The sequence below is a fragment of the Streptomyces sp. PA03-6a genome (assembly GCF_033792765.1).
In the GTDB taxonomy this organism is placed as follows: domain Bacteria; phylum Actinomycetota; class Actinomycetes; order Streptomycetales; family Streptomycetaceae; genus Actinacidiphila.
In genome coordinates, this window is sequence record NZ_JARAVK010000023.1 from 1 (window position 1) to 22,582 (window position 22,582).

Annotated in this window: 10 protein-coding genes and 1 pseudogene; 4 read left to right on the forward strand and 7 right to left on the reverse strand. The window is 72.5% G+C overall.

Annotated features, from left to right (window positions below; translation table 11 throughout):
- A pseudogene (locus PV350_RS08470) lies at window positions 1–9,780 on the reverse strand (hypothetical protein); the annotation flags it as partial.
- A 182-nt stretch (window positions 9,781–9,962) separates the two neighbouring features.
- Between PV350_RS08470 and PV350_RS08475 the strand changes: the two are divergent.
- Window positions 9,963–10,832, forward strand: a complete 870-nt coding sequence (locus PV350_RS08475; protein ID WP_499509413.1) for a hypothetical protein — start codon at window positions 9,963–9,965, stop codon at window positions 10,830–10,832.
- A 123-nt stretch (window positions 10,833–10,955) separates the two neighbouring features.
- The gene (locus PV350_RS08480; protein WP_018562799.1) at window positions 10,956–11,180 is read left to right on the forward strand and encodes a hypothetical protein; all 225 of its coding nucleotides are present in this window, start codon (window positions 10,956–10,958) and stop codon (window positions 11,178–11,180) included.
- A gap of 106 nt (window positions 11,181–11,286) precedes the next feature.
- Here PV350_RS08480 and PV350_RS08485 read toward each other — a convergent pair whose 3' ends face one another.
- The 3 genes from PV350_RS08485 to PV350_RS08495 are packed head-to-tail and all read right to left on the reverse strand — an operon-like array spanning window position 11,287 to window position 17,562.
- Window positions 11,287–15,783: an FtsK/SpoIIIE domain-containing protein gene (locus tag PV350_RS08485; RefSeq protein WP_500333273.1), complete on the reverse strand. Its 4,497-nt coding sequence runs from the start codon at window positions 15,781–15,783 to the stop codon at window positions 11,287–11,289.
- Window positions 15,784–15,802: 19 nt separating this feature from the next.
- The gene (locus PV350_RS08490; RefSeq protein WP_500333274.1) at window positions 15,803–16,972 is read right to left on the reverse strand and encodes a hypothetical protein; all 1,170 of its coding nucleotides are present in this window, start codon (window positions 16,970–16,972) and stop codon (window positions 15,803–15,805) included.
- Window positions 16,969–17,562, reverse strand: a complete 594-nt coding sequence (locus PV350_RS08495) for a sigma-70 family RNA polymerase sigma factor (protein WP_499509416.1) — start codon at window positions 17,560–17,562, stop codon at window positions 16,969–16,971. Before PV350_RS08495 ends, PV350_RS08490 begins: the two co-directional genes overlap by 4 nt.
- 172 nt (window positions 17,563–17,734) lie before the next feature.
- Here PV350_RS08495 and PV350_RS08500 point away from each other — a divergent pair, with 172 nt between their 5' ends.
- A complete protein-coding gene (locus PV350_RS08500) occupies window positions 17,735–18,712 on the forward strand; it encodes a ricin-type beta-trefoil lectin domain protein (protein ID WP_500333275.1) in 978 nt (325 codons plus the stop codon).
- Between the two features lie 111 nt (window positions 18,713–18,823).
- On the opposite strand, the gene PV350_RS08505 is transcribed toward PV350_RS08500, so the two are convergent.
- Both PV350_RS08505 and PV350_RS08510 read right to left on the reverse strand, forming a co-directional pair.
- Window positions 18,824–19,744, reverse strand: coding sequence for an SIS domain-containing protein (locus tag PV350_RS08505; RefSeq protein ID WP_500333276.1), 921 nt, complete (start codon window positions 19,742–19,744; stop codon window positions 18,824–18,826).
- Window positions 19,745–19,912: 168 nt separating this feature from the next.
- Entirely contained in the window at window positions 19,913–20,701 is a 789-nt protein-coding gene (locus PV350_RS08510; protein WP_500333277.1) for a DeoR family transcriptional regulator, read from the reverse strand.
- A 131-nt stretch (window positions 20,702–20,832) separates the two neighbouring features.
- Here PV350_RS08510 and PV350_RS08515 point away from each other — a divergent pair, with 131 nt between their 5' ends.
- Complete coding sequence (locus PV350_RS08515; RefSeq protein ID WP_499509420.1) at window positions 20,833–21,666, forward strand: class II fructose-bisphosphate aldolase; 834 nt, start codon at window positions 20,833–20,835, stop codon at window positions 21,664–21,666.
- Between the two features lie 32 nt (window positions 21,667–21,698).
- Here the strand turns inward: PV350_RS08515 and PV350_RS08520 are convergent, their stop codons facing one another.
- The gene (locus PV350_RS08520) at window positions 21,699–22,457 is read right to left on the reverse strand and encodes a hypothetical protein (protein WP_500333278.1); all 759 of its coding nucleotides are present in this window, start codon (window positions 22,455–22,457) and stop codon (window positions 21,699–21,701) included.
- Window positions 22,458–22,582: the final 125 nt, after the last annotated feature.

Here is a 22,582-nt window from a genome sequence, read left to right on the forward strand (position 1 = left end):
GCCCGGCCCCACGTGAATGGAGTGGTCCGCCGTCAGAATGGACGGCCCGTGGGCGTCGATCAGATCCTGGGCCGCCCTCGAACGGGCGGTCAGGTGGAAGTCGCTCCCATTGATCGTGACCGACGACCCGCCCGCCACCCGCGTCTCATGACTCGAAGTCAGAACCACGTTCAGGTGGACGGCCACCTCCGCCCGCGTCCCACCATCGTGAACGGTGATGACGATCGGCCGCGAGATGAGGTTGTTACCCCCGTTGTTACGGGTCTTCACGCCGAACTCGAAGCCACCAAGCGTGCGACGCTCGTCCCCCAGCCTCCCGCCGCCCCTGCCGACGATGGCGTCCAGGACGCCGTCCCCCGTCAGCCGCGCGGAGCCGGAGGCAGCCGGCGCCGCCGCCGAGACGGCCTGCGGCAGGTTCTTGTTGATGCCGTCGACCACGGCGTTACGGGTGTCGACGGCCATGTCGATCAGCTGCTTGAACGTGACCTTGTCGTCCCCGGTGGCCTTGATCAGCGCCTTCCACTCCGCCTTCCGGGCAGTACCGAGTTCCTTGACCTCCAGCTTCGCGAGGGTGGTGGTGCCGTCCGCCTGGATCTCGTGGAAGGCGATGGCCGCCAGGCTCTTCCCGGCGTTCGCGTCCTTCACGAGCACGTCCGGGTGGTGCAGCTTGAGGTAGTGCTCGATCTGCTCGGTCCAGGTCTTGGAGTTCGCGTGGCTCTGGGTCAGCCCGTTGAGGATCGACCGCGGGTCGTTCCCCACTTCCTTGGCGATCCGGTCCCCGTCCGTGATGAGGGCGAGACCCGAGTCGAACACGACGGCCTGGTTCTCCCGCCCCTGCCACAGGTGGCGGCGGTTCTTGACGAGGCTGTCGAGGAGACGTTCCCCCTCCCTGGCCTCGTAACTGATGGTGTCCCCGGAGATCTCGCCGAACCTGATGTCCTTCTCGAGACCGAGGGAGTTGTCCGGGTCGACACGGATGAAGGTGTTGGGCTCGGGGAAGTAGATCGTCCGCGCATCGGTCTTCGCCATCGCGTCGCGCACGGCCAGGTCGAGGTCCGCGGCGTTCTTCGCGGCACCCTCGGGGAGGGTGTAACCGCCGCTCACCATCTCGGGAGCGAGCCCGTTCTCGGCACTCAGGGATTCGATCTTCGCGGCGGCACGCTCGAAGAGCGGCTTCCCTCCGACGACCAGGCTCTTCACGTCGGCGTCACCGACGTGCAGGTACACCTCTCCCCCGGCGTTGAGCCTGACCTTGTCGAGCATGCCACGGGTGAGGTCGTCCCGGATCACCGCCTCACGCAACGCGCCATAGGGGATCTCCTTCTGGGCGCCGGCCGCGACGAGCTTGGGATCGGGCTGGTGCCAGGTGTAACCGGTGACGGAAACCGCGAAGTCGCCCTCCTTCTCCCATGCCTGGGCGAACTTGCGCACCGAGTCGGCGATCGCGGTCTCCGTGCCGGCGCGGCCGTTGACACCGATGACCAGGCCCAGCCGCTCGCCGAGGGACTCCTTGCCGAACGCCTTGCCGTACGTCTTCGCCAGCTGCAGCAGATCGGTGTCCGCGGTCGCGATGACCGTGGCGACGAAGCGGGTGCCGTCACCGGCCTGGAGCGAGCCCTTGGCCATGCCGTCGTACTGGGCGAGGGGCTTCAACTCGTAGTGACCGGCGATCTTCTGGTAGCCCTCGGTGAATCGCGTGGCGTCCGTCTGCCGCGTGAAGGTGGGCGGGACGGCCGCCGGCTGCGAGGGATTCGGCTTGGCCTTCTTCGGTGCGTGGGGGGCGATGCCGTCGACCGCGTCGACAGCCACGTGCGGCACGTGCACGTGGTCGTGGCCGGCGACCTGGGCATGGATGAGGTCGAGGTACCGGGGGCGCAGCCCGCCCTGGGACAGACCCTCCGGGGCGGCGTTGTGGTAGTTGCCCATCAGGCTGCCGTCGACCTCCGGGCGGTGCCCGGCCGTGGTGTCCCGGTACTCGTCCCGCAGACCCAACTGGTGGCCCAGCTCGTGCGCGAGATCCTGCTCCGTGGCGTCGATCCGCCACTGATGCTGGTTCATCGCACCCCGCGCGCCACCCACGTTCACGTTCAGGTGGGCGTCAGAGGCGTTGCCCGTGACCCGCTCCAACGTGACGTGCAGAACGCTGCGGTCGCGCAACACCTCACCGGGACGGTTGAACACCCGCTCCACACCCGACACCGCACGGTCCCACAGCGCGTCCACCTGGTTCGGTGAAAGCCCGTCACCGGCCAGACGCACCTTCACCGTCAGATCCGTGACCGGACGCCCGCCGAGCTCGAACCTGCGCACGTCATAGCCCGCACGCACCTCATACCGAGGAGCATGCGCACCACCACCCCGCGGCGTCGACACCGGATCGACCCACGAGTGCTTCACCGTATTCGGCGCCGCCGCACCACGCGCCGCATCCCAGCCCGCGACCAGCCTCAGATCCACCCGGCCGGCGCCAGAACCCGCACCGTGCAGGACGTCACCCGCCCCGCCCGACAGGCCGGTAACGGCAGGCGCCGACACACCCCCGGAGTCACCCCGGACGGGGAACGACTTGTCGCCCTGGAAGTGAACCCGCACGTCCTCCGCGCCGGAGCCGTGGACGACGGCGCGCTCCACGTCGTCCTGGAACCGGTGGACCGTCTCGACGAGTCCGCTCGGCGGGAACCGGTTGTCGAGTGCCTCGATGAGCTTCTGTTCCGAGACGCCGAGAGCCTGCGCGAGGTTCCTGGTGTTGCCCGGCCTGCTGTTCCAGCCGGACGAGAGGGCGTTGCTCGGCCCCACGTGGATGGACTTCGACGCGGTGTCGCTGGAGGCTCCGTGCAGGTCGATCACGCCCTGGTCGGTGTGCGGCCGCGCGGTGAGGTGGAACTTGCTCCCCGTGATCGTGACTTCCGTCGTGTTCGCGACCTTCTTCCCCGCCAGCGTCACGTCGGCCTCGTTGCCCGAGCTGAGCATCACGTTCAGGTGGACGGCCACCTGCGCTTCCGTTTCTCCGTCCTTGACCGTGACCACGATCGGCCGTGAAACGAGATTCTTGCCGTTGTTGTTGCGGGTGCCCGCGCCGAACTCGAAACCGCCGAGCGTGCGGCGTTCCTCGCCGCCGTTGCGCCCACCCGTGCCGATGACGACGTCCAGAATCCCGTCCTCGGTCAGCTTCGTGGTGCCCCCCGAGGCGGACGGTGCCGCCGGGGAGACGAACGAGGCGTCGCCGGAGCCCTCGACGCGCGCGGCCGTACCCGTGAAGAGGCCGTCCCGGGGCACACCGTCGCGGTCGAGGAGCGAGGCGGTGAAGACGAGGTCGTCGTAGCTCGCGTGCACGCCGTCGACGGCCCCTCCGGCCGCGCCCTCGCCGGGTGCGGAAGCCGGTGCCGGTGCGTGTGACGGCGACGGGCCCGGACCCGGGAGGTGACCCCCGCCGGCACCGGAGGACGACGGGCCGGGGCCACCCGAGTGGGCTCCGCCGGTCCCGGGCGGCGCCGGGTGCACGCCGGGGGCGCGGCCCGCGCCCGGTCGCGCGTTGTGGATCTCGACAGTGAAAGAGAGCCCCTTGTCCTGGGCGAACTGCTCGAGTTGCAGCTTCTGTGCCTGCAGCGCCGGGTCGAACCCGTCGTCCACGAGCACGACGCGGTTGAGGTCGTCCCACTTCACGCCGCCGTGGATCTGGGCCTCGAAGTACCTGCCGAGGTTGCGCTCCAGCGTTCCGGCGTCCCGGAATCCGCGGAACGCGCTGTCGTACTGGAAGCCGGTCGCCTCGGCGAAGGCCAGCCGGACCAGGGGTTCGGGACCGTGGTTGAGCAGCGGCAGCATGTTGCCGCGGCCGGTGACGCTCCGGGCGCCCTCCAGTCCCTCGATGAAGCTGTCCGCCGGTGTGAACGTGGCGCGCTGCATCACGTCGGGATTCAGGTGGAAGACCGCCCGCCCGTACATCTTCACGCCGCCCGGCCGGTACTTGGACGTGAGGGCCGCGTAGTTGGGCAGGTCCACGAGGTCGTCGGCGGTCGGGGCGAACGGCCGTCCCTGCGCGCCCGGGTAGATCCCGGACGCCTCGGTCGTCCGCTTCACGGACGCCGGCAGGCCGAGAGCCTCCTCCGTCTTGCCGCGGGTGACGTAGTACCCCGCGTTGGCGTTGTTGGCCTCCCACGCGTTGCGGAGCAGCTGGGTGTCCGAGGTCAGTGCGTCCAGGAGCGTCCCTCCGGCCGGCGTGATGTCGCCGAGCTTGAGGTTGACCGTGAGCGAGAGGTCCTCCTGGAGGTGCCGGTGGACCTTGGCGATGAGCTCGTGGGCCTGCGCCCCGTCGAGCGGGTAGCCCTCCGCCCACTTCCAGTCGCCGCTGTTCAACTTCTGCGTCAGCAGGTCCGTGTCCGCCGTCAGCGTGCGCAGAGCCCGCCGCTCGGCCATGACGATCGCGGAGAGCTGCGGCATCCGCAGGTTCGCCAGCTCCGGGCGGCCTTCGAGGGCGTGGAACAGCTGCACGTTCTCCTCGAACGACTTCTGCTGCTGCACCAGCACCGACTTCAGCGCGTCGTCGTGCTCCGCGCCCGCCAGCCCCTTGGCCAGGATGTCCTGGTGCGCCGTGAGGTCGCCCTCGTACGCCTCCCTGCCGTTGCCCCCGGTCCATCCCTTGGCGGACTCCGGCTCGCTGATCCAGCGGGCCACCGTCAGGTCCTGGCCGCTGGGCACCAGTGCGTGGCTGGTCTTCCCGCCTTCCAGCGGGGTGACGACGTGCGTCGCGGAAGGGACGTGGTCCACGGACTGCACGACGCCTTCGGGGGCGGGCGGAACGACATCGGCCCGGCCCCTGCCGCGGAACAGCGACCGCAGCCCCTCGGGCAGGTGTGGAGCCGCGCCGCCGAGCCCGTACCCGCGGTACGCCTGCACCTCGGGGAACGGCGCGCCGCCGGTCACGTCGGACCAGTGGGCCTCCGCCTTGGCCAGCGCGGCGTCGGCCTGCCTGACTTGCTGCCACGACTCGAGGTAGCGGAAGCCGTCGGCCTCGGCCGAGGTGCCGAAGCCTTCGACGTAGCGTGTCTGCAGGTCGTCGCGGATCATCCGGGCGTTGATCAGCTCCCGGCGGGCGTCGGTGATGGCCGCCGACGCGTCGATGTCCGACAGGTCGTCCCCGAGGTCCCCGCGCAGGCCGTCGTGGTGCGACCCGGTGCCGGTGGAGTCCAGGGTGCCGGTGCCGGTGGGCGACTTGCCCTTCCCCTTGTCCCCCACCGCGGGGGGCGTGTCCGGGACGTCGTGGACCGCCGCGCCCACCGAACCCTCGGGCGCCGCGGGCCGCGCGTCGAGCACGGCGTCCATGAAACCGTCGGTGAACCGGCCCGCGTCGGTGTGCCACAGCGGCAGGTTCCGCGCCGCGTACAGGTAGGCGTTCTCCAGCTGCGCCGCCGTGATCCGGTGTTCCTCCAGGACGTGCGTCCCACCCCCCGGGGCCCCGTCGACGGTGCCGCGGACGGCACCGAACTCGCCCGGCGCACCCGGGCCCAGGGGCACCGGCGCGTCCCGCCCCGGCAGCCAGACCGTCAGCGAACGGGCGCCCGTCGAGCCGTCGGTCCCCAGGACCAGCCGGATGTCGGCGGCGGGGTCGGCGATCGCGTGCTCCAGGTGCTGCCGCACCGGCCGCGTGTCGTCCATGAACCGTACGACGTCGTCCCCGCCGGCCCCGTGGACGACCGGCGGCGAACCGGCCGGCAGGTCGTCCACCGAGTGGCGGAACACGCCCATGTCGTCGAGCATGTCGTCGATCTCGTCGAACATGTGCTGCACGTCGGACGGGTACTGCACGGAGGACGGCGGCAGGTGTCCGGTGGAGTCCCCCGCGGCCGACGTGCCGGGACTCGGGGCCGGTTCCGGGACGCTGTCCACGGAGCCCCTCCCGATCCCCGAGAGCGAGTCGCCGGCGGCGGGCGCCGTCACCGACGGTCCCGGCAGATCGGACAGCCCCGGACGGAGCGTGCCGTAGGTCTCGCCGAGCTGACGCGACAGCTGGCGTCCGGCGTCGTCACCCGAGGTGAGGATGGTGTGGGTGATCATCTTCTCGAACTGGTCGAGGATCAGGAGACGTTCCTTCTGCGGAGCCGTCGCGAGATTGCCGTCGATCAGGGGGCGCTGGTGGTCGAAGAGCACGAAGGTCTTCGCCTGGTCGGTGGCGGCCTGGAACCGGCCCTGGTCGTGGAGCCGCCAGTCCTCCACCTCGCCGAAGGCGTCCTGGTACCGGATCGTGTCGTCGGCGGTCAGCTTGGCCACGGGCGACGTGCCGTCCGCCCAGTGCCAGGCGCCGTCGCGGCGCAGCATCGTGTCGACGAGCCGGTACGGGGCCGCCACCCACAGGTCCGCCACGGACTTCCCGAGCGCGGCGGAGACGAAGCCCTCGGCGAACCTCACGCAGTTGTAGCGGAAAAGGTCGTACACGGCGCCGGAGTTGGCCATCGCGTACCGGTACCCGTCGAACAGCTGCGCCGCCGTGATCCGGTAGGTGCCCAGTACACGGACGTGCCCGGAGACGAGGTATTCGGCGTCGTTGACGATGGCACCCGGGTTGCCGAAGAGGTTTCCGTCCTCGGGGTAGAAGCCGATCGTGAGCGGCTTGCGCTCGCCCGGCAGCATCACGGCCACCATGGCGTGGCCCACGTCGTCGGAGAACTCGCGCCAGGTCCGGCCTCCGGGGCTCGCCACGAGGGCCACCTCGATGTCCGCCGCGGGGTTGTCGAAGGCCCGTTCCACGTGCTGCCGCAGCGGGCGGATCAGGTCCACGAACTCCGAGAAGCCGTCCAGGTCCTCGGTGCCGTGCTCGCCGACCGGGGAACCGGGCAGCGAGTCGTCGTCCATGTCGAAGTGCGAGCGCATCGGTGCGCCGGTGTCGTCCAGGACCAGGTCGTCGAGCCCGTCGAGCAGGCCGCTCTCCGGCCTCGGCGGGACGGGGGGTGCGTGGTGCCCGCCCGGCCCCGGGGTGACGGGCGCGTCGTCGGCGAAGTCCGTGTCCCTGACGCCGCCGGGGAGTTTCCCGCGTTCCGGGCCCGCGAGGTGCACGGCCAACTGGTCCGCCTGCGCCCGGACGTCGACCTTGGTGAAGGCGGCGCCGCGCAGGTCCTCCAGCACCTGGCGGGCGGCGGTCACGGTCTCCACCGTCACCGCGTCCGCGCCCATCTTGCCCAGCTTCAGGTTGACCTCGTGGAACAGTTCCGCCTGGTGCGAGTGCACGCGCCCGCCGCCCGACGTCGCGGGCGGCACCGGGGCGGGGTCCTGACGCAGCGGCACCGCCACGTGCCCGTCGCCGGTGACGGCCACCTTGTCGTGCGGGGCCGGGGTGACGACCGCGTCGTCGGTGTTCCGCGCGGGTGCGCCGGCGAACGCGTGGCCCGCGTCGACGTCCACGGTCTTCCCGGCCCCGGTCCCGGGCGCGCCGGCGAAGGCCGGGCCGTCGACGGGACGGACGCCCCGGCCGTCGTCGAGGAGGTCGAGCGCGGAGCGGGCCGCGTCCTTGGGCGGTGTGCCGTGCACGCCGCCCTTGGGCACGCCGGAGGCGGGTGCGCCGTGGGCGGCGGAACCGGGCGTGGTGTCGGTGACCACGGAGCCGGGGCGTCCGCTGCCGGCGGGCCGCACGATCTCGTCCAGGCTCAGATGGGCCTGGTTGGCGCGGGCGGCACCGGCGACGTTGTCCCCGAGGTCGGACCCGATGTGGGTGGGCACCGGGTTGTTCGGCGTCCCCTTGGCGCCGCCCGACAGCAGGTCGAACGCCGAGCCTCCGGCGGCACCGGTGCCGCTCTGGTGCCCGGGGACCCCGGTGAGCGGGCCGTGGGCCCCGGGCGTTCCACCCGGAGCCCCCAGGAGGTCGTGGACCCCGGCACCGCTCGGCGGCGCCTGGACGCCGGTCAGCGCGGTGTGCGCGGCACCGGTTCCCGCACCCGGGGCGCCGGGGGCGGCGAGCAGGTCGTGCAGGGCCGTGCCGCCCGGAGCGGGCGCGGGCACACCGGTGAAAGCGGTGTGCACCGCGCCGGTCCCGCCGGGCGGTGCGGTCAGGACGCCGGCCGGACCCTGCGCGAGCAGGTTCCCTCCGTTGCCCTTGGCGACGAGGGCGGCGACGTCCACGCCTTCGTGCACGGCCGGGGCGCCGGCGGAGCCGGGCACATACAGACCGGAGGAGTGCGTCACATGGCCACCCGGGGCCATCGAGCTCACCCCGAGTCCCCCGCTCATCTGGCCGGGCGCCCCGTCGAGGGCGTCGATCCTCATCCGGCTCATCTGCGTACCGGCGATGTCGACCACGTCGTCCATGTGCCGCACTGCCCGGAATCCCGCGGTCGAGTTGTCGAACACGGCGTTCGCCCCGTGCACTGAGACGGGGTTGACCGTGCCGACCCGCAGCCCTGTCAGGTCGACGGTGCCGACGGGCGCCACGGAGAAGGAGGACGGGCGGACGGAGGTGTGGGTGTCGGCGAAGTTGCCGAAGCGCACGTCCGCCAGGTCCATGCGGGCCATGTTGATGTTGGCGTGCCCCAGGTCCAGGTGCGGGGTCGCACCGTGCGGACCCATCGGCACGGCACTCACGGAGTGCGCGACCGTGCCGCCGACTGGCAGGTCCCACACGCCGCGGCCCATGACGCCGCGGTCCCAGAAGCCCATGCGCAGGGCGCCCTTCAGCCCGTACTCCGCGATGTCGGTGTGCGTCACCGGGAGGATCAGGCGCGTCCACTTGGCGCCGCCCATCTGGCTGCTCCAGGTCTCCTGTGCGAAGAGCCGGAAGTTCTGCCACGCCCCGGGGGCGCCGGCCCGTATGGCCGACCCCCAGCCGCGCACCACCACGGGGATGGAGCGGACGCCCTGCACGACGACGAGTCCGCCCTTGACGAACACCGAGCCGCCGAGCGCAGGCACGTTGTGGAAGTTCTGCATGACCCACAGTCCGCCCTGGCGCACCCAGGTCAGGCTGATCCGCGCGACGTCCCTCAGACCGGTGAAGACGGTGGCGAACCGGAACCCGCTGACCATGTCCTTTATGGACATGAAGCCGTTGCGTCCCCACTGGAGGGCGGCCTTGAAGCCGGACTTGAGGAGACCGCCGATGGCGAAGATCGGCAGCGCCTTCGTGGTGGGGGCGATGATGCCGAGCCCGGCGAGGAACAGGTCGAGGAAACCGATGTCGCCGCGGGCGAAGTCGATGGCCGCCTTCACGAACAACGTCATGTTGACGCCGAGCGCGAGCAGGGCGACCGGCCCGCCGAAGATCAGCGCCGGGACGATGAGGATGATCGCCAGGATCTGGAACATCTCCCAGAAGACCTGGCAGTCCGAGATCGGCAGCCGGATGTCGGAGGCGTTGTTGACCGCGTTCGCGATGGTGTTGCCCACCTCGTCGAGCTCCGTGCCCGCGCTCTGGGCGGTCTGCCGAAGGGCCTCCAGTTGCGGGTCGTCCTCCGGCAGGCCGCGTGCGGCCGACAGGGCGCCGTCCGCCCTCCGCTGGGCGTCCTCGATGTGGTTCGCCCAGGCGCCGAGGTTCTGGGAGACCTCCCAGAAGGAGTCGGCCACGTCGTTGATGTGGTTGCGCAGCCTGTCGTCGACCTTGCCCCGCAGCGCGTCGGCGGTCTTCCCAGCGAACACACTGCTGTCCGCCGTGTTCATCACCTGGTCGATGGCCTGCGCGATGGACCTCGCCTGCGTACCGATCTTGACCAGGTCGTCGACCAGCAGACGGATCTGGACCGGGTCTCCGGGGGTCGGGTCCCCGTGGAGGCCGAGAACGTTCCAGTCGCTCGGGCGAGGCATGTCAGGGATTCCTCCCGGTTCGGCGCAGAGGAGCACGGCGGAGCTCTCCACGTGGACCACGCGCGGGGCACGCGCGTGGTTCATGTGACGTGGGTCAAACCCGTGCGCGGCGGTGAACCGGCGGGGGGCGTGGTGCGTGGTCGTGGTGACCGGATTCTCCAAGGACCGTCCGGAGGTCCCCTGTGCCCGAGATCAAAATCGACTACGACGTCCTCAACGCGGCGAAGCGCGACCTGGAAGCCCTGGCGGGCGAGATCGACCCGCTCATCAACAAGGGCGTCTTCGGCCGCCTCGGCTCGGGCAGCGGTGAGGCGGAGGCGATCCTCGGGCACGAGGGCGTCGCCAGTGCGATGTCGCTCTTCCACACCAACGCCAGCAGCACCATGAAACGCGCGGACAAGGGCCTGAAGGAGCTGGCCTCCGCGTTCGGCGGCGTGGGCGAGGCGTTCCGCGAGTTCGACTCCGAGCTGGGCGCCGAGATCGGTGTGATGAGCGCCAATCTGCACGTTCAGAACTGGCGGCAGAAGAAGGACCTGTGGGACTACAAGCAGAACCACCTCAAGGAGTGCGAGGGGCCCGGCGAACTGCCGGACTTCTGCTCCGCCACGAACCCCGGTGACACGCCCCCCGACTTCCACGTCGACACACCCAACGGTGGTTCGATCGACTCGCACGTGGAGGTCGACAAGGACGGCAACGTCACCAAGGAAGTGACCACCGTCAAGTACGACGGCAACACGTACACATCCACCACCACCTACAACGGCCCGAGCTACACGACGGAGACCACCTATCCCGACGGCAGCACCGCGCACACGGTGGCCAACATCAACGGCGACGGCAGCGGCTCCATGACCGTCACCGGCAGCGACGGCAGCCACACCGAGTACACCCGCGGCCCGAAGGGCTCCGACGGCAAGACGCCGGAGTGGACGTGGTCCGGCGGCAACAAGCCGGGCGAGGATCCGCACGACCCGAAGAACCCCAACAACCCGGACACCCATCCGCAGAACCCGGGTACCCATGGCGGCACCAACCCGAAGATCGCCTGATCGGGGACACCACCCCCCAGGCAGTCATCAGAAGAGAAAGGCGATGCAATGCCCGCGATTCACATCGTTCCCGAGGACGTCCGCCAGCGGGCGGCGACTCACGCGGCCACTTGCCAGGAGTGGATGACCCGGCTCGGGAGCCTGAAGGGCCAGGTCGAGAGCATGCTCAACGACGAGCTGGTGCTGCCCCAGGCCAGCCCCGCCATCCGTGACGCCTACGAGCAGTTCACCGGCAGTCTCACCCAGGCCATCCACGGCCTGGAGAACTTCGGTGAGGCGTTCACCTCGATCGCCAAGGGCGCCGAGGACTTCGACACCCAGGTCGCGAACAACTTCAACAAGAAGTAGGGGACGCGCGCGAAGGGCCGGGCGGGAGTCGTCTCCCGCCCGGCCCTTCGCGGTCTCCGGGGCCCGTGCCGTGACCCGCACTCCGGTGCGGGCCACGGCACGGGGGTCACTCCGTGCGGAGCGAGGTCAGCGGCACCTGGAGCGCCATCACCTCGTTGCCCGGTCCCGCGGTCCAGCCGCGGCCCGCATGGGGTGCCACCCGGGTGACGGCGTGCGGCAGCCGTACGCCGATCAGGTCTCCCTCGGTGGTGCTCTTCGGCCCCAGCAGCAGGCCGCGGCGGGCCTTGCGGGCGCTGGACATCCAGCCGCTCATGCCGCCCTGGACACCGTCGGCGGTCGCGGCGTAGACGAGGCCGAGGCCCTGGTCGCGGCCGGACACCGTGATCTCCTTGAGGAGTTTGTCCGCGCCGGACATCGCCAGCAGGTCGGCGTCGTCGACCATCACCACCCGCGGGCCGGGCAGCGCGGCGAGCGCGGAGCGCACCGCCTCCTCGGTCGGTTCGGTGTCGGTGATGACGCGGACCGTGGTGTGCCGGCTGAGTCCGCGCAGCGGGGACTCGCGCGGGGTGAGGACGACCAGTGAGGTACCGCCGGCGAGCAGCGAGACCGCCAACGAGGCCAGCGTGTTGCTGCGCCCGGACCCCGTGGGGCCGATGACGCCGAACACCGCGGACGCGCCCGCGAGGTCGACGCCGACCGGCTCTCCCCCGTCGCCGCCGATGCCAAGCAGGCCCCACAGAGGCCGCCGCTGCCCCGCGGGCACCTTGTCGTAGACGTCGGCGAACTCCGCCGACCGCGGCAGCGAGGCCACCGTGAAGGGGCGCCGCTCCTGCGGCAACCGCGCGTCGCGCTTGAGCGCTGCGGCCCCGATCTTGCGCAGCGCCTCGACCTGCTCGGTGCCGCCGCCAGGGGCGAGCAGCGCGACCTGGGTCTCGGTACCGGTCAGGACGTGCCAGCCGCGGCCCGGCGGGATCTCCGCCGGCAGTTTGCCGGGCTTCATGCCGACGGCCTGAACGTCGGAGCGGTCGCCGGGCCGCAGGAGCAACCGGTGGTCGTTGTGCGCCGCCATGCGGCCGCTGAGCAGGGAGCGTTCGGAGGTGCCGATGAAGTGGATGCCCGCACCTGCGCCCTCGCGGACCAGGCGGACCATGTCCTGGTACATGTGGCTGTACTCGTGCTCGTCGAGCATGGCCGACAGGGCGTCCCAGCCGTCGACCAGCAGCAGGATGTGCGCCGGGCGTTCGGCCTTCGGAAGCACCTTCCGGAGCTCGTCGATACCCGTGGCGCTGTGCCGCTGCGCCAGCTCCTGGCGGCTGACGAGTTCCTGGTTGAGGCGGCGCAGCAGCCGTTCCAGCCGCTCGGTGTCGTGGCGGGGGACGACGGCGCCGCAGTGCGGGAGCGTGGTGAGTGCGGCCAGGCCGCCGCCGGCCGCGTCGATGCCGTAGAAGTGCACGTCGGCGGTGCTCTGGTGGCGGGCGGCGGAACCGGCCAGGGTGCGCAGCACCTGGGTGCGGCCGGAGCGGGGCGCACCGATGACGTACAGGTGGCCGAAGCTGCTGAGGTCGGCGGCGGCCACGTGGCGCCGCTGCAGCTGCGGCACGTCCTCCAGGGCGTAGGGGATCAGCAGGCGTCCCTCGCGGACGGGATTCATCGCGTCGAGGTCGTCGAGCAGGACCCGGCGCTCCAGCGCGGGCAGCCAGGGGCTGGGCTGCGGGGTGTAGTCCTCCAGCTGGTCCACGGCCGTGCGGATCTCCTCCACCAGGACCTGGAGGTCGGTGGGGGCGGGCGCCTGGGCGCTCTGGGTGAGGACGACCTCGGACGCCGGCGGGGCCGCGGCCCGCCCGAGTGCGTCCCAGGACAGCTCCGACGCCACGACGGGCTTGCGCGCGCCGCTCTCGGCCTCGGTCTCCGCCTCGCTCTTTGGCCGCGGCCGCTCGGCGCCAACCCAGGCCGTCTGGAACGGCTCGGCGGACTTCGGCCCGCGCCGCACCAGGGCACGGCCGGGGGTGGTGGCGGAGATGTCGACGGCGTCGTTGACGTCGATGACGTCCTGGCTCTCGGACTGGTCGGTGACGCGCAGCGCGATCCGGAGGTTGGTGTTGGCGCGGATGTCCGCGGTCACCACACCGGCGGGACGCTGGGTGGCCAGGACCAGGTGGATGCCGAGCGACCGTCCGCGCTGGGCGATGCTGATGAGTCCGGGCACGAAGTCGGGGACCTCGCGCACCAGTGTGGCGAACTCGTCGATCACCAGCAGGAGCCGCGGAAGCGGCGCGAGCGTGGGGTCGGCGGCGCGCTTGGCCTGGTACTCGGGGAGGTCCTTGGCGTTGGCGGCAGCGAGGACGTGCTCTCGCCGCATCAGCTCGGCGCCCAGCGACTCCAGGGCGCGTTCGACGAGGTGCGCGTCGAGGTCGGTGACCATGCCGAGGGTGTGCGGCAACTGCGCGCACTCCTTGAAGGCGCTGCCGCCCTTGTAGTCGACGAGGACGAAGGTCAGCTCGTCGGGCCGGTTGGCGGCGGCGAGGGAGGCGACGAAGGTCTGCAGCAGCTCGGACTTTCCGGAGCCGGTGGTGCCGGCGACCAGTCCGTGCGGGCCGTCCTGCACGAGGTCGAGGGAGAACGGGCCCTCGAAGCCGCTGCCGAGCACGAAGGAGGTGGCGGAGGGCCGGGAGCGCCAGCCCGCCAGGATCTTCTCGGCGCTGGGCGGTTCCTGGTTCAGCAGGTCCAGCAGCTTCACCCGCTGTGGGAGCCCCGCGTCGTGCTCGGGGCTGACGTCGCGGACCGGCGCCACGGCGCGGGCGACCTGCTCGCACCACTCGGGCGTGACGTGGTCGGCGCGGACCCCCGGGACGTCGGGCGTGCCGGGGCGCTTGACGGTGAGCCGGCCGGCCTCGGCGAGCACCACACCGGTGCTCTCCTCGGGCAGCAGCCGCTCCTGGTCGTCGAGGCACAGGCTGAATACGCGTACGGCCGGGCCCTCGGTGAGGACCTGGACCATGCCGGGCACGTCGCGCAGCCGCCGGGCACCGTCGGCGATCACCAGGACGTCGGGGCCGACGGGGGCGGCGTTGCGGTCGGAGCGCGTGGCCCGCTTGCGCACCTGGATCTGCGCGACCAGTTCCGACACGCGGGCCGCGGTCGACTCGGGGTCGTTGCCGATCAGGACGAGCGGGCCGCCTGGCGCGGCGGGCCGCACGTGCGGGAGCCAGCGCACCCAGGCCCAGTCGCCGGCGCGGCTGGAATCGGTGAGCAGCACGATCCGCAGGTCGCGGGGAGTGTGCAGCACCGCCGCCTGCACGGCCATCCAGCGGGCGAGCGGCTGCACCTCGGCGGCGGGGCCGGCCACGCCCACCACGCCGTGGCCACTGAGGTCCATGCCGATAGGGGCGTCGGGGATGTTCCAGCGGATGGTGCGGTGGTTCTCGTCCCGGGCGGGGTCCTCGAGTTCGCGCAGCGAGGGCTGGTCGGCGGTGCCCAGCCGCAGCACGAGGTGGTCGGGGTCGTGGCGGCGCCGCTCCCAGAGCCGACTGCCCGGCCCGGTGGCCATCAGGGCGACGGCGGCGGGGTCGGGGCCGGTGACATGGCGTACCCGGCGCTCGCGGGCGACGGCCTCGCGGACGCCGTCCTCGACCACGATCCGGCGCCGGTTGTACTGCCGGTCCGCCTCCTCGTACTCCTTGCGGGCGGTGCGCCGGCCGGTGACCCAGTTGGAGACCATCATCATCGGGCCGAGCAGGATGAAGGCGAGGAAGTAGTACGACTTGAAGATGGCGACCATGAAGAAGCCCATGATCACCGGGGCGATCATCATGGCCGCGGGGAAGGGCCGCTTGGCGGGGGCCGAGGGCGGCGAGGGCAGCCGCACCCGCTCGCCGTCCAGGTGCGGGGCGATGCGCGGCGGGCGGTTGTAGTCGATGCCGAAGCCGTCCGCGGACTCGGTGACGGCGGCGTCCGCCTCGACCGGCGCGCTCATCCTCAGCAGGACGGAGCCGACGGTCAGGTCCTCGCCGGGCGGCCACGGCACCGGCTGACCCTGGGCGGCGGTGCGCTCGGTGGTGACCTTGTGCGGACGGGTGCGGCGCAGGGCGGTGACCGCGTCGTCCGGCGGGGGCGCGGCAACCCGGCCGCGCACCTCGTCACCGGGCGCGGTGCTGGTGCGGTGCCAGTGGGCGGAGCCCTCGGCGCCGACCGTCACCCACAGGCCGCCCTCGGGGACGCCGTCGCCCTCGAGACGGATCGCGCAGAGCGGTCCGGAGCCGACCTCGTGGCTGCCGAACCCGAGCCGCCAGGTGCGCCCGGCCTGCGGTCCGGAGACCACGTGGACCTCGGCGAGCACCGGTCCGGCGTCGGTCCCGGCGCCGACGCGTACCCGGTCGGGGTCCTTGCCGGGGGCACCCAGGCCCAGGACGCCGCCTTCGCGCAGTCCCGCCGCATCGACGGGCGCGTCGGGGTCGAGCCGGCGGCCGTCGAGGTAGAGGTCGCGGCTTCGCGCCCCGTCCACGGCCTCCGAGAGGTCCGCGACGGTGGTGCGCGGTGGCAGCCCTACGAGGTGGTCGCGGCGCGCACCGTCCGCGCCGTCGACGGTGGTGATGGTGAGGTTCACGGTCTTCCCAGTTCGGGCGTCACGAGGACGAGGAGCGTGCGGTGGCGGCGGAGACGCCCGCCGGTCCGAATGCGGTCGGCTCGGCGAGGTCGCCGTCCTCGTCGCCGTGTTCGGTGGCGGCGGGGGCGGTCTGGGGGCGGGGGGCGGCCGGGGCGGGCTCGGGGCGAGGGGCGGTCGCGGAGACGGCCATGGCGGTGGGCGGGAGTCCGGTCTCGACGAGGTCGTCGTCGGCTGACACGGTGCCGAGCACCTTCGGCGGGTTCGGACCGGAGCCACCGTCGTCCCCGGGGACGGGCGGCAGGGTGCGTACCAGCCGGGCGACGGCGCGGGCCAGGGGCAGCGCGTCGACGGTGAGGGCGGGCGGGCCGCCGTGCAGGCGCAGGTGGCCGTCCCGGTCCGCTTCCAGGATCAGGGTGCTGTGGTGGGCCACGCCCAGGGTGAGCAGGCGCACGCGGGCCGGCCGGTTGCGCTCCGGTGCCTCGGCGCTCACGGCGTAGCCGGCGTCGAGCCGCTCGAAGACGTCGGTGGGGCCGTCGTGCCGGGGGTGCACCCCGGCGCCGACCACGACGCGACCGGCCGGGAGGCGGGCGTCGAGCTGGGCCGCGAGGGCCTGCAGGACCGCGCGGGCGGTGCGCCGCTCGCCGGTGACGGAGACCGCCGGGGGAACGGCCGTCAGGTCGAGGAGCACCGCGTCCGTACCGGCCCTGCCGAGGCAGACGAGCACGGGGGCCTCGCCGCCGTGCCCGGTCTCCGGCGCGGTGCCGAGGTCGGCGCGGCCGATCCACCACAGGCGCGGCTCGGCCGCGTCACGGGCCCAGGGTTCGGGCAGCGCGCCCTCACCGTGGCCGTGGGCGACGTACACGCCGACGACGTCGGTGCCCAGCAGCGTCGCGTACGGCCGGGCGCCGGGCCGTTCGGCGGCGGCGCGGCGCAGCGCGGTCGCGGCGTCCGTCCACCCGGCGTCGTCACGCAGCAGACGCGCGAGCACACGCAGGCCGCTGCGGTGCCGCAGCTGCGTGCGGACGGGCGTGGCGAAGGCGCGTGCGGCCGTCGTCAGTTCGCGCACGACGCGGCGGCGCAGTGCGCCCCAGCCCCCCTTGCGGCGGACGAGCCAGTGCGCCACCACGACGAGGAGGATCAGCAGACCGATGAGCGCGATGAGCCGGGTCCAGCCGGCGGGGACGTTCACGCGGCCACTCCGTCCACGCCGCGGCGGGCGAGTTCGGCCCTCAGGGCCCGCACTCCGTGGTGGGTCCGGGACTTGACCGTGCCCCGCGGTACGCCCATCTCGGCGGCGGCGTCGGCCCCGGTCTGGTCCATCACGTGCACCCGGACCACGGCCTCGCGGTGCGCGGGCGGCAGGGCGCTCAGCGCGGCCAGGAGCACGGAACGGTCCTCGACGAGACCGGCGTGGTCGCCGGCGTGGTCGAGCGCGGTGCCCGCGAAGTCCGCGGCGGTGATGCCGACGGGCACGGAGCGGTCGCGACGGCGGTGGTCGACGACGAGGTTGCGGGCGACCCGGAAGAGCCACATGCGGACCGGACGCTCGTGCACGTCCAACCGCCCGGCGCGCTGCAGGGCACGCAGCAGGGTCTCCTGCAGCACGTCCTCCGCGGCATGCACGTCGCGGCCCATAAGGCCGGTGACGAACCTCCGGAGACTGTCCCGCTCGGCGATGATCAGGCTGGCGACAGCACTGTGTTCGTCGGCGCCGCCGGTGTCGTGGTCCGCGAGGATGTCCGCCTCGCCCTCACGACAGTCGGACTCGTTCACACACATGGCGTAAAGATTAAGCTGCTGAACGAGATGCTCTGACCACAGTGTTGGCGCATATTCGATCATTCACTGTCACACTTGGTGAAATCTTAAACTATTGTTCACCTTGCCGAAATCGAAGGGCGGACGCGCGCCCTACGCTTCCGCGCAGATTCCCGAGCCGACAGGAGACCACGTGCCTCCCCATCCCGATCCACGGGACCCCGAGGTTCTCGACGGGGCCACGCCCCGTTTCGCGGACACCTTCGCCCGACGCCCCTCGCTGCCGCACCGGCGGCTGCTGCCGGACAGGCGGGCGTGGAGCGTACTGGCGACCACGTCGGCCGTCATCGGCTGCGCGGTACTGGTCGTGCCCTTGATGGCGCGAATTGACGTGCTGCCCGACGGGGGCGGCAAGGGCGACCCGGTGGCGGCCGTCGAGCCCAGCGCTTCGCAGAGCGGCATCCTGCCGGCGTCGCCCGGCACGAACGGAACCAAGGGCTCCCCCGCCGGGGGCGGCAACGTCCCGCCGGCCTCCGGGTCCCAGGGAGGCACGAACGGCGGCGGCGCGGCGGGCGGGACCGGCAGCACCGGCGGCGGCCTTCCGGCAGTGGGCGGTGAACCCGGCAGCACCGGAGGCGGCGGAAGCACCGGAAGCGGAAGCAGCGGCGGTTCGGCCACCGGCGGCGGTTCGGCCTCCAGCGGTTCCGGCGGTTCGTCGGGCTCCACATCGGGTTCGTCGGCCGGCCAGCCCACGCCCAGCAAGGCGCAGCAGCCCGCCACCGTGCCCGGCGTGCGGATCCGCAGTTCGCAGAGCGGCCGCTGCATCGCGGTCAGCGGCGCGAAGAACAGCACCGGCCGCGACGGCGCCCGGCTGCAGATCCAGGACTGCGACGGCGGCGCCTGGCAGAAGTGGGACTTCCGCTCCGACGGGACCATACGCGCCTTCGGCATGTGCATGGACCTGGCCGCCGCCTCGTTCACGGACGGTGCGGTCATCCAACTGGCCCGCTGCAACGGCGGCTGGGCCCAGCAGTTCAGGCTCAACACGTCGAACGACCTGACGAACAAGAACAAGTGCGTCGACGTGGTCGACAAGGGCACGGCCGCCGGCACCCCGCTCCAACTGTGGACGTGCTACGGGACGAAGAACCAGAAGTGGTACAAGTCCTGACAAACCGCACATGAAAAACCACACACGAATGCCGTCCCCGCCCCTCCTCGGGGCGGGGACGGCATTCGTGTCACGCCGGACGGCGGCGGGGGTCGTCGGTCGGCCCGGCCGTCAGCCCCGGCCGTCCGCCAGCACCACCGAGCGCGTCAGGTGGCGGGGCGCGTCCGGGTCGAGGCCGCGTGCCGCACCGAGCGCGGCGGCCAGCCGCTGGACGACGACCAGATCGGCCAGCGGGTCGCGCCCCGGGGCCACCAGGCGTCCGCCGGTGCGGGCGATCTCCCCCGCCAGCCCCGCCGGGAGGTCCGCGGGGTCGCCGAACCACCAGGCCACCCGGCCGGGCCCGGTGACGCTGATCGGGCCGTGCCGGTACTCCATGACCGGGTACGCCTCCGTCCAGGCGCCGGCCGCCTCCCGCATCTTGAGCGCCGCCTCCTGCGCGATGCCGTAGGCCCAGCCGCGGCCGAGGAAGGTGAACTGCTCGGTCTCCAGCAGCCCGTCGGGCAGCGGCGCGGCGAGCGCCGCCTCCGCCTGGGCGGGCAGTCCGGTCAGGTCCTCCCCCAGCAGGGCGCGCAGCAGGACGAGTTCGGTGGTGGCGAAGCGCGTCTGGACGACCGAGGTCTCGTCGGCGAAGTCCAGCACCACCGCCGCGTCGGCCAGTTCCATGACCGGGGTGGCGGGATCGGCGGTGACCGCCACCGTGGGGGTGGTGCCGCGCAGCCGGGTCAGCACCTCCAGCACCTCGGTCGTCGTGCCGGACCGGGTGAGGGCGACGACCCGGTCGTACGCCCGGCCGGCCGGCATCTCCGAAGCGGCGAAAGCGTCCGTCTCACCCTGCCCCGCGGTCTCGCGGAGCACGGCATAGGCGTGCGCCACGAACCACGAGGTGCCGCAGCCCACCACCGCCACCCGTTCACCGGCCCGGGGCATCGCAGCGCGCCACGCCGCCGTCTCCGCGTCGTCCGCGAGCGCGACGGCGCGGCGCCAGCACTCCGGCTGGGTCCGTATCTCGGTCTCGGTCCTGCTCTCGCTCATCGATGGACTCCGTCCCTGTCCGGCGGCCCTTGACACCGAGCACGCCCGGTCGAGCATCATGTGTGAAGTTGCTCGACTCTAGCAATTTTCCTGCAGAAAATTGCATGCTGCTTCATGCGGTGGCAGGACGGCGGAAGGGGGAGACGGCCGGTGCGACGGCAGGCCAGGTCAGGCGCGGACGACCTCCACGCCGGCCGCCGCGAAGGGCTCGGTGAGCGCGGGCGGAGCGGTCCCGTCCGTCACCAGGACGTCGACCTCCTCCACCGGGCAGATCCGCGCGAAGGCACGCTTGCCCAGCTTGGAGGCGTCGGCGACGACCACGACCCGCTCGGCGCGCCGGGCGAGCGCACGGTTGATGCTCGCCTCGCCCTCGTGCCGGGCCGCCGCGCCATGGGTGACGTCGATGGCGTCCACGCCGAGGAAGACCAGGTCGAGGGTGAGCTGCGCAAGGAGTTCCGCGGCCAGCGGCCCGATCAGCTCGTACGAGGCCGGCCGGGCGACACCGCCGGTCACCACCAGCTTCACGTGCCGCCGGACGGCCAGTTCACCGGCGATGTTCAGCGCGTTGGTGACGACGGTCAGAGCGGTCTCGGTGCCGCTGTCGGCGAGGTCGGCGCGCGCGGCGAGGGCGCGGGCGACCTCGGTGGTCGTGGTGCCGCCGTTGAGCCCGACCACCGTGCCCGGCTTCACCAGGGCCGCCGCCGCCCGGGCGATGCGCTCCTTCTCCGGGGCGTTGCGGGCGGCCTTGTAACGCAGCGGCAGGTCATAGGCGATCGCGTTGATCACCGCGCCGCCGTGGGTGCGGGTGACCATGTTCTGCCGGGCCAGTTCGTCCAGGTCGCGCCGGATCGTCGCGGCGGACACCGCCAGTTCGGCCGCTGCGGCCTCGACCTCGACGCTCCCGTCGCGGGTCAGCATCTCCAGCAGCGCGCTCCATCGGGCCTGTGGTCCCGCCATCTCCTCGCCCCCTGTCGGTGGGTGTGCCGGCCCGGTGCCGCGCCCACGCGCGGCAGCGCACATTTCTGCGCTTTTTCCGGACCGAACCATCATGTTCACTCAACATCATTCCATCGAGAGGTCGCCGCGTCATGCCGCTGGTCCCCACCGCCGAACTCGTCCGCGCGGCGCACGCCGACCGACGCGGGATCGGCGCCTTCAACGTCATCACCCTGGAGCACGCCGAGGCGGTCGTCGCCGGCGCGGAGGCCGCCGGACGCCCCGCGGTGTGCCAGATCAGCGAGAACGCGGTCCGTTTCCACGGTGGTTCCCTCGCCCCGATCGCCCGCGCGACCGCCTCGGTGGCCGAGTCGGCCGCGGTCCCCGTGGGCCTCCACCTCGACCACGTCACCGACGAGGCCCTGCTGCGCCGTGCCGCGGACTGCGGCTTCGGCTCCGTGATGTACGACGCGTCCGCCCTCCCCCACGACCGCAACGTCGCCGCCACGCGCGCCGCGGCGGACTGGGCGCACGACCACGGTCTGTGGCTGGAGGCCGAACTCGGCGAGATAGGCGGCAAGGACGGCGTGCACGCCCCGGGGGCCCGCACCGACCCCGACGAGGCCGCCGCCTTCGTGGCCGCCACCGGGATCGACGCCCTCGCGGTCGCCGTCGGCAGCTCGCACGCCATGACGACCCGCACGGCACGGCTCGACCACGACCTGATCTCCCGTCTCCGGGGTGCGGTGCCCGTCCCGCTGGTCCTGCACGGCTCCACCGGCGTCCCCGACGACGAACTGCGCCGTGCCGTCGCCGCGGGCATGGTCAAGATCAACATCGGTACGGCACTCAACATCGCCTTCACCGGCGCGGTGCGCGGCTTCCTTTCGGCCGACTCCGCCACCGTCGACCCGCGCCGCTACCTCTCCTCCGCGCGCACGCAGATGGCCGCGGCCGTCGAGAGCGCCCTGCGGGTCCTCGGCTGACGCCGGAGGCCGGACGCCGGACGGCGGACGGGTCAGCGCCGGCCCGCCGCCTGGAGTTGCCGGAGCGTCCAGCCGCGCCCCCGCACGTCCAGCGGGCGCGTGGCGGCGGTGAACAACTCCGCGGCGCGCCGGTAGGAGAGCCGCCCGCGGCCGGTGCGGAACAGCGGCCCGTCGACCCGCCCGAGGGCGAGCAGCGGCAGCAGCCGGGCCGATCCGTCCCCCCAGCGCAGCGGCATCCCGGTGCGCTCGCGGGTGCGGCGGCCCGGCAGGTCGAGGTCGTCGACGTCCAGCGCGAGCAGCCGTTCGATGGTGGCCCCGGTCTCGTGGAGCAGATGCCAGAACGCCTGCTCCCGCAGCGGTGCGGACAGCCCGAGCACCTCGCGCACCTGGTCGGCGCCGAGTCCGGCCCCGGCTCGGCGTGCCTTCGGCACGGGCAGCGCCCGCAGGTCCTCCGTGGGGTCGCCCGACAGCCAGCCCTGCGCACTCCACCACGTCACGGCGCTGCAGAGGACCGACAGTTCACGGTTGGCGGTGCGGGCACCGACGGCCGCGGACCGTGCTGCGAAGGCCTCGCGTAGCCGCCCCGCGGTGCCCGGTGCGTCGAGCAGGGCCAGCGGGACCGCCGGGGGCTCTGCGTTGCGGCGTCCTCCGCCGACGGGCAGGGGGCGGTCGACGAGCCCCCAGGCCCAGGTGGCCAGCGCGATCCGGTAGACCCGCCGCGAGCCTGCGCCCAGCCCGGAAGCGGCGAGGAAGCGGTCGACAGCAACGGCGTACTCCACCGGCTGGGTCATGCGACGCCCCTCCCCTGTCGATCCCGAGATCGACCGCAGTAAATCACTCTGTGGTGCGAACCGGAGCCATCCTAAGTTGATTCGACCCGACTCAATAATTTCTTTCACGGGCCTGGCGTGTCGTC

Coding starts and splice junctions, on each gene's coding strand:
- PV350_RS08515 (WP_499509420.1), top strand. CDS start 20,833: ATGCCGCTGGTCCCCACCGCCGAACTCGTCCGCGCGGCGCACGCCGAC.
- PV350_RS08480 (WP_018562799.1), top strand. CDS start 10,956: ATGACCCGGCTCGGGAGCCTGAAGGGCCAGGTCGAGAGCATGCTCAAC.
- PV350_RS08510 (WP_500333277.1), bottom strand. CDS start 20,701: ATGGCGGGACCACAGGCCCGATGGAGCGCGCTGCTGGAGATGCTGACC.
- PV350_RS08505 (WP_500333276.1), bottom strand. CDS start 19,744: ATGAGCGAGAGCAGGACCGAGACCGAGATACGGACCCAGCCGGAGTGC.
- PV350_RS08520 (WP_500333278.1), bottom strand. CDS start 22,457: ATGACCCAGCCGGTGGAGTACGCCGTTGCTGTCGACCGCTTCCTCGCC.
- PV350_RS08495 (WP_499509416.1), bottom strand. CDS start 17,562: ATGTGTGTGAACGAGTCCGACTGTCGTGAGGGCGAGGCGGACATCCTC.